The organism is Arthrobacter sp. NPDC057009 (assembly GCF_042673905.1).
Lineage (GTDB): Bacteria > Actinomycetota > Actinomycetes > Actinomycetales > Micrococcaceae > Arthrobacter.
The window spans coordinates 166,350-179,038 of the sequence record NZ_JBHUSB010000002.1; the positions used below are offsets into that span (position 1 = coordinate 166,350).

Genomic DNA, 12,689 nt, shown 5'->3' on the forward strand with positions numbered 1-12,689 from the left:
TCACCACTATTCTTTGGATTAATGGAAAATGTCGTCAAGCACTATGCACGAACGTGCAGAACGGAACCAGGCATGCCCCGTCCCAGACATTCCGAAGCGCTGCGCGCCGCCCAGCTCTACTACATGCAGGACCTCACGATGGACGCCATCGCCCGGGAATTGCGGACCTCCCGCTCCACCGTTTCCCGGCTGCTTTCCACTGCCCGGGAGACCGGCCTGGTACAGATCCAAATCCGCAGCCCGCTGGACACCGGGCCGGAGCTCGAGCGGCTAATCCGGGCGCAGTACAAGGTGGACGTGCACGTGGTGCCCGTCCTGGACACCCTCAACGAAGCTGAAACGCTGGACCGCGTGGCCATGCAGGCAGCGCGCACGATCGGGCCCCTCGTGGACTCGAACGCGATCATCGGCGTGGCATGGGGATCAACCCTTAGCGCCGTGAGCCGCCACCTGACGCGCAAGATCACCCATGACAGCGTGGTCGTGCAACTCAACGGGGCGGGCAACATGCAGACAACCGGCATCACTTACGCCAGCGACATTATGCGGCGCTTCGGCAGCGCCTACCGGGCACGGGTTGAACAGTTTCCCGTGCCGGCCTTCTTCGACCACGCGGCCACCAAGACCGCGATGTGGAATGAGCGGAGCGTGCAGCGCATCCTCGACCTGCAGTCCCGCATGGGCATCGCGATCTTCGGCGTGGGATCAGTCGACGCCGACTACCCCAGCCACGTCTACGCCGGCGGCTACCTCGACGAAGAGGACCTGGCCACGCTGGCGAAGTCCGACGTTGTTGGGGACGTCGCCACCGTCTTCTTCCGCAGCGACGGCTCCTCGGACGGCATTACCCTGAACGAACGTTCCACCGGGCCTTCACTGGACCAACTGCGCCAGGTGCGCCGGCGGATCTGCGTTGTGTCCGGCGCGTCCAAGATCAAAGGGCTTCGCGGTGCGCTTGAGGCCGGACTGGCAACCGACCTGATCCTCGACGAAGCCTCAGCCCGGCGGCTGGTCAGCTTTCAGAACGGAACCTGACTGTCCGGTGTGCTGCGGCACCGGGAGTGTCGTTTGCCGCAGGGTCAGATTCAGAAGGCCAAAGCTAGTGGCCGCTGCGGAGCGCTCCGGGTGAGCAAACGAAGAAGAGCGGCTGCTCGACTTGCGCGAACGGGACGACGAGCCACCGGCCGCCGTAGAACTCGACGTACGAGTCCGGGGTGCATCTGGCGAAAGCTTCTTCGCGTGTCATCGTCTTTCCTTTCGCTCCATCGTTCTGGACGGTCCGGGAACATCTTCCTGATCTCCCCGAGTGGTACTCTTAACTATAGACCTTCATGGTTAAAGGTCAATAGACATTCAAGGTTAAATGTCACTTCTCAGGGGGGTTTCCCGTGACTGCTTGGAAAGAGCAACTCGCCTTCGCACCCTTGGAGAACGCGGATCGAGGGGAAGAAGTCGGACGCCGGCTGAGGCATGCCATCGAACTGGGAGTGCTCGAAGACGGCTCCCAGCTGCCCAGCGAAAGCTACCTGGCATCCAGAATGGGCGTATCCACCCTCACGCTGCGCGCAGCGCTGGCCGAACTGCGCGGCCTGGGCTTGGTCGAGACGCGGCGCGGCAAAGGTGGCGGGAGCTTCGTGAAGGCCAACACCGGGGACATCGCCCGGGTGCAGCGCCAGTCCCTTGAGGCATACTCCCTCGAAGACCTGCGTGATTTGAGGGAGTACCGCGCCTTCCTCGCCGGCAGCGCCGCTGCCGCCGCCGCGGCGGCCATCCAATCCCACCGGCTCTCGATGGGACGCCTTGACTACACAGCGACCGAAATCCTCGCTTGCGAACACACGGCGGACGCAATCAGGGCGGACAGCAAGTTTCACATCGAGCTCGCAGCCAGTTCAGGATCGGTCAGACTCACCCGCCAGGAGGTTGCGCTGCAGGCCGAGGTGGGCCCGCTGATCTGGGTGGATCCGTCAGGCCACAGGGACGCCGCTGCGGAAGAACACACCAGGATCGTTGAGGCAATCAGCGCCGGCGACGCCGACAGGGCGCGGGCGCTGGCTGAGGAACACGTACGGCGGGACATGAACCTGGTCATTGACGAGCGGATGGACCTAGAGGGCACACCGGCCGATTCGCCGCATTATCCGGCCTCCGTCGATGAGGCCGTAGCCGCCATCGAATCGGTTGCTGCCGTGTTCGCCGGAACCGCTGCCGCGTCAATGCGCGAGGTCGAGCAGGCCGTACGCGCCAGCATCGGGTCCGGAGCCAGCAGGGAACGGGCCGATTCGGACATCTACGCCGCGGCGCGAAGGGCAGTGGCCATCGGCGTTCCATTTCTCTACGGCACGGGCTTCGTCGCCGACCAGTCGTACTTCGGTGAGAGCTGGATTTCCTGGTGCTACACGCCAGCGGGACCAGAGTCGCCGCAGCGGCTATACATCGACATGGACCTCTATGACTTCGCCACTGCACCATGGCGGCCGGATGACACTGGCGATGACAGCCCCATCCACACCAGCCATGCGTATGTGGATGCGAGCGGAACGAACGAGAACATCATCACTTTCAGCAAGCGGGTGGTCGTTGCCGGAAGTTATGTTGGGGCATTGGGGGCCGATGTCCGCATCGGCCAGCTCCAAACCGCATTCGAACCCCTGTTGCGGGCATTGCCGCCGAACACCTGCATTGTGGACCAGCACGGTGCGGTCATCGCAACCAATACCGGCCGCTACGTCGGCGGGACCATCCCGAAAGCCGACCAAAATGAGCGGCGGGCGCTTCCGGGAGTCCCGTGGTGGCTCTGCATGGGAATCGCCGGTGACCACGAAGACCAGCACGCGTAGCCGTTCCGCACCGGATCAGCGGCTGTGGACCCATCCGATGCCACCGCCGAAACGGATGGCGCCGCTGCATGCGGTGCACTGCCACTTGCCCTGGAACCACCTGCGCCCAGTTGCCGTGCGGCAAGGGCTGATTTCCGGGCCGTCGCTGTCGCCGCCCGCCTGCACCATGGCGGCCAGCATGACCCGGACGTCCGTCTCGTAGACGTCCATCGCATGGAAGTCCCGCAGCCCGCAGCCATCCCCATGCAGGCAGGCACCGTCGTGCAGCCGGCGGGCAATTGCAAGCACGGCCTGATCATTGACCCTGACGGTCAGGACCGGGGCGGCGAAGTCTTCGGCGGGACACGTCTGCGGTCTTGGAAGATCAGCAAACGAATCGTCGATGAGGTCATTTATGGTGGCGGTCATTGCGTGCTCCCTGGTGCTGTTGCGACTGTTGGCTTCCCCCTGCGTCGGCGGCATCCTGTGATGTGCGTCATATTTTCTTGTCCTCCAAAGCTACGTGGTTTTAAACCTCTAGTCCAGCCTTTTTTACGGACTGAATCGGCAGCAAGTGCATATCCCTCGTACCTTCGCCCTTCTAAAACCTTTGCTATAGACCTTTAATCCGCCGCCGGAAGGAACCCGGAAGTGTTGCCAGCCCGCCCGAAAAGCCCCCCATGCCGGCCCCGCGGTACCGGTACGTGGTCGGTCACACGTCTCGGGGCGGGGAATCGGTAGAGTCATAGGCATGACTACCTCACCCCGGCTCAGCCTGAACAACGGCGTGCTGATCGACCAGTTGGGTTTCGGGCTGTACAAGGTGCCGCCTGCTGAAACGGCCAATCTGGTGGCGACTGCGCTGGAAGCCGGCTACCGCCACTTCGACACGGCCGCCATGTACGGGAACGAATCCGGCGTAGCGCGTGGCCTCGTGGAGGCCTTCGCAATGGAGCCTGTGACGGGCGGCTCGGGGGTGACCGCGCCGAGCGTATCCCGCGAGGATCTGTTCATCACCACCAAGGTCTGGAATGACGACCATGGCTATGACGCAACGCTGCGGGCCTTTGACACGTCCATGATCAACCTCGGGCTGGAATACGTGGACATGTACCTCATCCACTGGCCATGCGCCAAGCGAGGGCTGTTCCAGGAGACCTACCGCGCACTCGAGACCCTGTACCGCGAGGGCAAGGTCCGGGCCATCGGCGTCTCCAACTTCCAGCCGCAGCATCTGGACCGGCTGCTGGAAACCGCCGAGGTGGTTCCCGCCGTCAACCAGGTCGAGCTCCATCCGTGGCTGCAGCAGGCCGAGCTCCGCGAAAAGCACAAGGGCCTGGGCATCCTCACCGAGGCGTGGAGCCCGCTGGGCCGCGGACAGGTGCTGGAGGATCCCGTCATCGGCGCCCTCGCGGCCGAGCACAAGGTGACCCCCGCCCAGATTGTGCTGCGCTGGCAGGTGCAGCTGGGCCACGTGGCCATCCCCAAGGCCAGCTCCGCCGCCCGAATCCGGGAAAACCTTGACGTCTTCGGCTTCGAGCTCTCAGCCCTGGACATGGCTGACATCGCCGCCCTGGAGCGCGGCCACCGCACCGGTTCCCACCCCGACATCGTCAACTAGGACCCCGCCAACAGATGAGAACAGCCGACTCCGTGCCCGCAACCGTGCCGTCCTTTATCAGCGGCGGACTGGCGGTCCGCACCCGCGCGTCCACCGTGCAACTGACGGGCGGCGACGTCGCCTACTGGGTCTACGAACCCGAAAAGACAACGCCGGAAACGCGCACCATCCTGGTCATCCACGGTTTCCGCGGCGACCACCACGGGCTTCTGCGGGTGGCGGACCAGCTGCCGGAAGTGCGCCTGGTCATGCCGGACCTTCCCGGTTTCGGCGATTCAGCGGCATTCACCGATGCCAGCCACAGCGTGGAGCGCTACGGCCAGTTCATCAGCGACTTCATGGCTGCCCTCGGGCTCGGACCTGACACAGTGCTGCTGGGGCACTCGTTCGGTTCCATCGTGGCCGCCCATTTTGTCGCCGCCCACCCGGAGGCCGTCCGCCCGCTAATCCTGGTCAATCCCATCGCTGCGCCGGCGCTGGAGGGGCCCAAGGGACTTATGACGCGTCTGGCGGTGCTGTACTACCGTCTTTCCGCGCGGCTCCCCCGCGCGCTTGGCCTGGCCCTGCTCCGCAGCCCGCTCATCGTTCGGGTGATGAGCATGGCCATGGCGAAAACCAGGGACAAGGACCTCCTGCGGTTCATCCACGGGCAGCACCATGCCTACTTCAGCGCCTTCGCAAACCGGGAGAGTCTGCTGGAATCCTTCACTGCGTCAGTCAGCAGCCATGTGGCCGAAGTCGCGCCGCGGCTCTCCCTGCCTGTGCTCCTTATCGCCGGCGAAAAAGATGAAATCGCCCTGCTGCGCGACCAGCACCGGCTGGCCGGGCTGCTCCCGGACGCCACGCTGGAGATCATTCCGGGCGTCGGCCACCTGATCCACTACGAAACCCCTGAGCCTGCCGCAGAATTCATCCGCCGCTTCCTGAAGGACCATCCCGCGTGAAAATTGTGATCGACGCCCGCTTTACCCGGACCGACCACCACGACGGGATCAGCCGCTACGGCGCCAGCCTCATCGCCGCCGTCGCCAAGATCGCCGATGTGTCGATGCTCATCAGCGATCCCCGCCAACTCGCCCTCCTTCCCGACGTCCCCCACACCCTGATCAGCAGCCCGCTCTCCCCCGCCGAACTTTTCGTGGCACGGAAAGTCAACCGGCTGAATGCCGACGTCGTCGTCTGCCCCATGCAGACCATGGGCACCTGGGGCCGCAAGTACGGCCTGGTGCTCACCCTGCACGACCTCATCTACTACGAACACCCGGCACCCCCCGGCTTCCTCCCGGCCCCGGTCCGGATCCTGTGGCGCCTGTACCACAAGGCGTACTGGCCGCAGCGGCTGCTGCTGAACCGCGCAGACGTCGTCGCCACCATCAGCAGGACCACCGAAGCACTGATGGCCAAGTACCGCCTGACCAGCCGCCCGGTGCGCATCGTCAGCAACGCGCCGCAGCCGGCCCAGCAGCCCCGCGACCCCGACACCCTGCCGGAGAAGACGCTGCTCTACATGGGTTCGTTCATGCCCTACAAGAACGTCGAAACCATGCTCGCCGGGATGGCGGAACTGCCGGACTACACGCTGCACCTGCTCAGCCGGATCACCCCGCAGCGCCGTGCCGAGCTCGAGGCGCTGATCCCTGCCGGGGCCAGCGTGGTGTTCCATAACGGCGTGACCGACGACGAGTACGCCGAACTGCTCAGGCGCACCACCGCGCTGGTCAGCCTGTCGAAGGCCGAAGGCTATGGCCTCCCGCTGGTGGAGGCCATGGCGCTGGGCACCCCGGTTATTGCCAGCGACACCCCGATCTTCCGTGAGGTGGGCGCAGACGCCGCTAAGTATGTGGACCCGGAATCCCCCGCGGCTTTTGCGGCCGCTGTCCAGGAACTGGGCGACGCGCCGCAGTGGCGGGATGTCTCACGAAACTCGGTGGCCCGCGCCGGGCAGTTCAGCTGGGACGAGTCCGCCCGCCAGCTGGTGGCCGTGGCAGCGGAAGTGCTCGCGCTCCGCAACAAATAGCCTGTCGCCCAGCCTGTTGGAGCAGGCCGGCTTAGAGCACGTCTAGGCCGTCCAGCCGAAGCTGTACCGGGTCCTCGGTGCGTTTCGCCGCGGCGGCAGCCTTCGCAGCCCGCAGCACCCTGGTCACCGTGGCGGCCTGCGCATAGGGAATGAACAGCAGCGTGCGGACATCAACGCTTTCCGGGACGGCTGACGGGACCTGCGCGGACTGGAGGTGCGCGGTCTGGAGCAGCGGCGCCGGCCCCGCGACGCGGAGCGTTACGCCCTCGGCGGCAAGAAGCGCTGTGGCTGAGGCGGTGAAATGCCCGACGGCGGTGCTGCCGCCAGTGACAGCGGCCACCCTCACCGCCGGCGGCAGCTGCAGCTCGGCGCGCAGCGCCAGTTCCCGCTGCGCATAGCCCGCCGGGTCCCATCGCAGCAATGCACCGACGGCGGCAGTATCGTCGGCGGTGATGACCACGGTGCCGCCCTCGGTGGCCGGCCGGACGAGAGCGGCGGCGTTGAACCAGCGCCGCACCGCGTCCTCACCGGCCCGCAGGTTCTCCCGCCGAAGCAGCGAATCGCCGTCGAGCAGCAGCGCCGCCGCGTATCCGCCCGGGGCCACCGGTTCGGCACCGACGGTGGCCACCACCAGCGCGCAGGAATCCGGCACCGTTGCCTTGACGTTCTGGCCCGAGGACGTGACCACGGCCTTGCCCGGAAACGCCCTGCCCAGTTCCTCGGCCGTGCGGAGAACGCCGGCCGCCCCGCGGCGCAGGCGGGTGCCCTGGCAGTGCACGCAGCGCCAGGCGGGCGCCGGCGTCGAACACCAGCGGCACTGCGGGACTGCAGCGGCGCCGGCGATGGCGAGCGGCCCCTGGCAGGACGGGCAGCGCGCCGGTTCCCGGCAGGTTTCGCACGCGAGCGATGGCGCGTACCCCGCGCGGGCCACCTGCACCAGCACGGGGCCGCGTTCGAGTGCGTCCTTGGCTGTGCGCCATGCTGCTCCGGGCAGCCGGGCCAGCCGGGCGAGGGGGTCGCGCTCCTGCTCGAAACTGTCGGCGGTGTTGAGGACCCTGGAAACCGTGCGGCGGAGCACCGTCCGTTCGGCGTCCACGGGCATGGCCCAGCCGGCGTCCACCAGCCGCTGCACTTCCGTGCTGCGGGCATGCCCGGCCAGCAGGCAGGCGGCCCCTTCCTGTTCCGCACGGAGGAGGAGCACTTCCCGGGTGTGGGCGTACGGCGCCCGTTGCTCCACATGGAGGTCGTCGCCGTCGTCCCAGCACACGACGAGCCCGAGGTTATGCACGGGGGCATAGGCGGCCGAGCGGGTGCCCACCGCCACACCCGCGGAGCCCTTGAGTACCCGGAGGTAGTTGCGGTACCTGGGTGTCTGGCCGTCGTCGGCGGTCAGCCGCGCGACGTCTTCCGCGGTCAGGATGTCTTCCAGGGCGGCCTGCACGCGGTCCAGGTCGCGGTAATCGGGAACAACGACGGCGGCGCCCCGTCCGGACTGCCGTACCGCCGCCACCGCCTGCGCAATGACATGCGGCCAGCCGTCCGGGCCAAACCCCTGCATGGCACTAAGGGCTGCCCGGGGCGATCCGCCGGACGCGAGATGGCGGAGGAACGCGGCGCCGTTGCGGTACCTGGTCCAGCTTTCGCCGGAGAAGCTGGAGTCGGCGCCGGCAGGCGAAGGTCCCGCAGACGAAGGCTCCGGAGGCGCCGGGGACGGTTCGGCGCCGGCAAGCTCCTTCTCCACCTTGACCACCCTGGGCGGAATGGCGACGCGGAGAACGTCACTGACGGTGCCGGAATAGCGTGCCGCCACCCGCCCGGCGAGTTCCTGCAGCGCAGGGATCAGGACGGCAACCGGCGAGACGACTTTGTGCAGCGGGACGAGGGGCTGCCCGGCGTCGGACTCATCAAGCCGATCCAGGATGTAGCCGCCGAGTTCCTGGCCGCTGAACTTCACCCGGACGCGCACGCCCGGCTGGGCATCCTCATCCAGTTCGGCAGGCACGCTGTAGTCGAACGGCCGGTCCAGGTGCGGCAGCGGCGACTCGATGAGCACGCGCGCCACCGGCCGGACTGGGGCAAGTGGCGGGCCGCCGGCCGGCTTGGCCGCCGGCGGAAAGCCCTGCAGCAGTGAGAGCTGCAGCGGCTCTGGCCTCGGGTGCGAAGATGGCGTGGGGTGCGACGGCGTGGAATTGAAAGACATGGCGCCCTACCTCCGTCCTGGGTTCCGCATTAGCCAATCACACGGGTCTGACATTCCCGGAGTGCCGGCGGGCGGCGGAGGCGACGGCTCAGGCGTTGAAGTACGCCTTCAGGTCGTCCACGCGGTCCAGGCGCTCCCAGGTGAAGTCCGGATCATCGCGGCCGAAGTGGCCGTGCGCGGCCGTCTTGGCGTAGATGGGTCGCTTCAGGTCCAGGGCGTCGATGATGGCGCGGGGGCGAAGGTCGAAGATCTCGGCAATCGCGGCGCTGATCTTGGCCGGGTCGACGGTCTCGGTCCCGAACGTTTCGACGTAGGTTCCCACGGGGCGGGCCTGGCCGATGGCGTAGGCGATCTGGATCTCGGCGCGCTTGGCGAGTCCCGCCGCCACCACGTTCTTGGCGACCCAGCGCATGGCATATGCGGCGGAGCGGTCCACCTTGGACGGGTCCTTGCCGGAGAAGGCGCCGCCGCCGTGGCGGGCCATGCCGCCGTAGGTGTCCACAATGATCTTGCGGCCGGTGAGGCCGGCGTCGCCCACCGGACCGCCGATGACAAACGCGCCGGCGGGGTTCAGGATGTTGTTGGTGCGCGAGATGTCCAGGTCCGCGAGGGCAAGGACGGGGTCGATGACGTGCGTGGCGAGGTCCGCGCGCAGCTGGTCGAGGCTGAACCCTTCGGCGTGCTGGCTGGAAATGACCACGGTTTCCACGGAAACCGGCCGGTCGCCGTCGTACCCGATGGTGGCCTGGGTCTTGCCGTCGGGGCGGAGGTAGGCCAGTTCACCGTTCTTGCGGACCTCGGTGAGGCGCTCGGAGAGGCGGTGCGCAATCCAGATCGGCGTGGGCATGTAGGACGGGGTCTCATCGCTGGCGTAGCCGAACATCAGGCCCTGGTCGCCTGCGCCCTGCAGGTCGTAGTCGTCCTCCTGCCGGCCTTCGCGGGCTTCCAGGGAATTGAAGACGCCGCCAGCGATGTCGTTGGACTGCTGGCCGATGGAGACGGAAACACCGCAGCGTGCACCGTCGAAGCCGTTGGCGGAGGAGTCATAGCCGATGCCCAGGATGGTCTCGCGCACGATCTGCGGAATCTCGACGTAGGCGTCGGTGGTCACCTCGCCGGCGACGTGGACCAGGCCGGTGGTGGCCATGGTCTCGACGGCGACGCGGGACTCGGGGTCCTTGTCCAGCAGGGCGTCCAGGATCGCATCACTGATCTGGTCACAGATCTTGTCCGGGTGCCCTTCTGTCACCGACTCCGAGGTGAAGAGCCGAAGCGCGGAGGGTGCGGACCCGTGGGATTCTGGAAGATGCAGCGGTAAAGTCACTCAACTACCTTACTGGTTGGCAAACGGCGGCGCGGCAGCGTGTGTCCCCATGCTAAGGAGACGTTGCTTACGCCCGTCAGGTTCGCGGAAAGACCCGGCTCAGTTCGGAGCCGATGCGGTCAATGACAATGGCGGCGACGTCCTGCTTGGAACCGGACGCCGACTGGGGCGCGGAACCGGCCCGCGAGAGGATGACCACGGAGTTGTGGTCCTGGCCGAATACCTTGTCGGAGCCCACGTGGTTCACCACCAGCAGGTCACAGCCCTTGCGCCTCAGCTTTGCCTCGGCGTACGAAAGCACGTCACCCTGCTCATCCCCGGTCTCGGCGGCGAAGCCCACCACGAGCTGGCTGCTGCTGCCGGCGTCGCGGACGGCGACGAGCTCGTGCAGGATGTCCGGGTTGCGGACCAGCGTGATGACGGGGTCGGCGGTGTCGTCCCGCTTCTTGATTTTGGTGCCGGACACCTCCGCAGGACGGAAGTCGGCCACCGCGGCAGCCATGACGACGACGTCGGAATCGGCCGCCGCTGCCAGCATGGCTTCCCTGAGCTGCAACGCCGTCTCGACGGCGACGAGCTCGACGCCGTCGGGGGCAGGAACCTCCATGTGTGCGGCAACGAGCCGGACGGTTGCTCCGGCATCGCGGGCCGCGGCAGCCAGCGCCACGCCCTGCTTCCCGGAGGAGCGGTTGCCCAGGAACCGGACAGGGTCCAGGGGCTCACGGGTGCCGCCGGCGCTGATGGTCACGGTGCGGCCGGCCAGCGGGAATTCCGGCGCGCCGCCGGTTCCCTCAGCCGTTCGGCCTGCGGAGGGGGGCAGCGGGGAATCTTCCTGGAGTCCGTGAACCAGTGCCATGGCAGCTTGGAAAATGGCTTCGGGCTCGGGCAGGCGGCCGGGGCCGGAGTCGCTGCCGGTCAGCCGGCCGCTCGCGGGTTCCAGGACGGTCACGCCCCGGCTGCGGAGTGTCTCGACGTTGGCCTGGGTGGCAGCATGCTGCCACATCTCGGTGTGCATGGCCGGGGCGAACAGGACGGGGCCGCTGGCCATCAGGAGCGTGTTGGTGAGCAGATCGTTGGCCTGGCCGCCGGCGGCACGGGCAAGGAGGTCGGCCGTGGCGGGGGCCACCACGATCAGGTCTGCCTCGTGGCCCAGCCGGACGTGGTTGACCAGTTCGACGTCGTCGAAGACGCTGTTGGTCACCGGGTTGCCGGACAGTGCCTCCCACGTGGCCACGCCGACAAAGCGGGTGGCTGCCTCCGTGGGGATGACGGTGACGTCATGGCCGGCTTCAGTAAAAAGCCGGAGGAGCGATGCCACCTTGTAGGCGGCGATCCCTCCCCCGACTCCGAGGACTATGCGCACGTGAACTCCGTCAGCAGGCAGTCTGTTTACTCTGCGGAGATTACTCTGCAGCTTCGATCGGCGAGGAGACCAGCTTGCCTTCGTTGATCTCGCGCAGGGCGATGGACAGCGACTTTTCGTTCAGCTTGGTGTCGACCAGCGGGCCGACGTACTCAAACAGGCCCTCGTGCAGCTGGGCGTAGTACGCGTTGATCTGACGTGCACGCTTGGCACCGAAGATCACCAGGCCGTACTTGGAATCGGCTGCCTCGAGCAGCGAGTCGATCGGCGGGTTGATGATGCCTTCAAGGTTCGTGGACACGAATTCTCCAAATTTCTAGCGGGCTGATGGCGTCTGCGGCTGGCGCGGGTGCGGGGTCAGCCCCATGAGTGAAACAAGCTCGTCCGCTGCCCGGCGGACGTCGTCATTGATGACGGTGTAGTCGAACTCCGGTTCAGCAGCAAGTTCTACTTTACCGGTTTCCAGCCGGCGCTGCTGTTCCTCGGCCGATTCCGTGCCGCGGCCCACCAGCCGGCGGACCAGTTCTTCCCAGCTGGGCGGTGCCAGGAACACGAACTGGGCATCGGGAAGGGCCTGCTTCACCTGGCGCGCACCCTGCAGGTCAATCTCCAGCAGCACGGAGCGGCCCTCGGCGATGGCCTGGTTGACGGTGCTCTTCAGGGTTCCGTAGGTGTTTTGCCCGTGCACCACGGCCCACTCCAGGAATTCGCCCGCGGCCACAAGGGACTCGAACTCCTCCTTGGACTTGAAGTAGTAGTGCACACCGTCGATCTCGCCCGGCCGCGGCGCCCGGGTGGTGGCCGACACCGACAGCCAGACCTCGGGGTAGTTGTCGCGGATATAGGTGGACACGGTGCCTTTGCCAACAGCCGTAGGACCAGCGAGGACTGTCAGTCCGGGTTTCTTGCTCACGTATTCCTTTGGGCGGTCTACAGATGACTCTGTTCGGATGTAGCTATTTCTCGTTCATAAAATCTACCAGCGCCCGGCGCTGGTGGATGCCCAGCCCCCGGACCCTGCGGGACGCGGCGATCCCCAGGCTGTCCATGATGGCCGCGGCACGGACCTTCCCGATCCCCGGCAGTGCCTCGAGGAGTTCCGAAACGCGCATGCGCGCTATGGCTTCCTCGGTGCCGCCGGAATCCAGGATCTGGGCCACGGTCAGCTCTCCGGATTTAAGCCGCTCCTTGGCCGTGGCCCTGGCAGCCCTTGCCGCCGCGGCCTTCCTGAGTGCGTCGGATCGTTCCTGCGGAGACAAGGGTCGCAAGCTCACGGTTATTTCCCCTGGGGTCAGCCAACGGATCCGCGGCCGGCGGCGTTGGAGCAGCCGCGGATTTGTCCTGA

Annotated in this window: 13 protein-coding genes; 5 read left to right on the forward strand and 8 right to left on the reverse strand. The window is 66.6% G+C overall.

The window, feature by feature from the left end:
* Positions 1–72: 72 nt before the first annotated feature.
* Positions 73–1,035 (forward strand): sugar-binding transcriptional regulator, encoded by a 963-nt coding sequence (locus ACFTR6_RS03935; protein WP_377956940.1) that lies wholly within the window; start codon positions 73–75, stop codon positions 1,033–1,035.
* A gap of 64 nt (positions 1,036–1,099) precedes the next feature.
* Here the strand turns inward: ACFTR6_RS03935 and ACFTR6_RS03940 are convergent, their stop codons facing one another.
* A complete protein-coding gene (locus tag ACFTR6_RS03940) occupies positions 1,100–1,246 on the reverse strand; it encodes a hypothetical protein (protein ID WP_157365218.1) in 147 nt (48 codons plus the stop codon).
* Between the two features lie 142 nt (positions 1,247–1,388).
* Between ACFTR6_RS03940 and ACFTR6_RS03945 the strand changes: the two genes are divergently transcribed.
* Positions 1,389–2,840: a GntR family transcriptional regulator gene (locus tag ACFTR6_RS03945; RefSeq protein WP_377956941.1), complete on the forward strand. Its 1,452-nt coding sequence runs from the start codon at positions 1,389–1,391 to the stop codon at positions 2,838–2,840.
* Between the two features lie 15 nt (positions 2,841–2,855).
* On the opposite strand, the gene ACFTR6_RS03950 is transcribed toward ACFTR6_RS03945, so the two are convergent.
* Positions 2,856–3,248 carry a hypothetical protein gene (locus ACFTR6_RS03950; RefSeq protein WP_377956942.1) on the reverse strand — a complete coding sequence of 131 codons (393 nt, stop codon included), beginning with the start codon at positions 3,246–3,248 and terminating at the stop codon, positions 2,856–2,858.
* A 322-nt stretch (positions 3,249–3,570) separates the two neighbouring features.
* Between ACFTR6_RS03950 and ACFTR6_RS03955 the strand changes: the two genes are divergently transcribed.
* The 3 genes from ACFTR6_RS03955 to ACFTR6_RS03965 are packed head-to-tail and all read left to right on the forward strand — an operon-like array spanning position 3,571 to position 6,457.
* Entirely contained in the window at positions 3,571–4,440 is an 870-nt protein-coding gene (locus tag ACFTR6_RS03955; RefSeq protein WP_087874637.1) for an aldo/keto reductase, read from the forward strand.
* Positions 4,441–4,454: 14 nt separating this feature from the next.
* Positions 4,455–5,384, forward strand: a complete 930-nt coding sequence (locus ACFTR6_RS03960) for an alpha/beta fold hydrolase (protein WP_377956943.1) — start codon at positions 4,455–4,457, stop codon at positions 5,382–5,384.
* A complete protein-coding gene (locus ACFTR6_RS03965) occupies positions 5,381–6,457 on the forward strand; it encodes a glycosyltransferase family 1 protein (RefSeq protein ID WP_076802780.1) in 1,077 nt (358 codons plus the stop codon). Before ACFTR6_RS03960 ends, ACFTR6_RS03965 begins: the two co-directional genes overlap by 4 nt.
* A gap of 31 nt (positions 6,458–6,488) precedes the next feature.
* Here the strand turns inward: ACFTR6_RS03965 and ACFTR6_RS03970 are convergent, their stop codons facing one another.
* The 6 genes from ACFTR6_RS03970 to mihF all read right to left on the reverse strand — a co-directional run bounded on the left by ACFTR6_RS03970 (position 6,489) and on the right by mihF (position 12,618).
* Positions 6,489–8,657 (reverse strand): primosomal protein N', encoded by a 2,169-nt coding sequence (locus tag ACFTR6_RS03970; RefSeq protein WP_377956944.1) that lies wholly within the window; start codon positions 8,655–8,657, stop codon positions 6,489–6,491.
* A gap of 88 nt (positions 8,658–8,745) precedes the next feature.
* On the reverse strand, positions 8,746–9,981 hold the full coding sequence (gene metK, locus ACFTR6_RS03975) for a methionine adenosyltransferase (RefSeq protein ID WP_377956945.1): 1,236 nt from the start codon (positions 9,979–9,981) through the stop codon (positions 8,746–8,748).
* 76 nt (positions 9,982–10,057) lie between these two features.
* The gene (locus ACFTR6_RS03980; protein ID WP_377956946.1) at positions 10,058–11,344 is read right to left on the reverse strand and encodes a bifunctional phosphopantothenoylcysteine decarboxylase/phosphopantothenate synthase; all 1,287 of its coding nucleotides are present in this window, start codon (positions 11,342–11,344) and stop codon (positions 10,058–10,060) included.
* 40 nt (positions 11,345–11,384) lie between these two features.
* On the reverse strand, positions 11,385–11,645 hold the full coding sequence (rpoZ, locus tag ACFTR6_RS03985) for a DNA-directed RNA polymerase subunit omega (protein WP_076802776.1): 261 nt from the start codon (positions 11,643–11,645) through the stop codon (positions 11,385–11,387).
* 15 nt (positions 11,646–11,660) lie between these two features.
* The gene (gmk, locus tag ACFTR6_RS03990) at positions 11,661–12,257 is read right to left on the reverse strand and encodes a guanylate kinase (protein WP_087874645.1); all 597 of its coding nucleotides are present in this window, start codon (positions 12,255–12,257) and stop codon (positions 11,661–11,663) included.
* A gap of 43 nt (positions 12,258–12,300) precedes the next feature.
* Complete coding sequence (gene mihF, locus ACFTR6_RS03995; RefSeq protein WP_076802772.1) at positions 12,301–12,618, reverse strand: integration host factor, actinobacterial type; 318 nt, start codon at positions 12,616–12,618, stop codon at positions 12,301–12,303.
* Positions 12,619–12,689 lie beyond the last annotated feature (71 nt).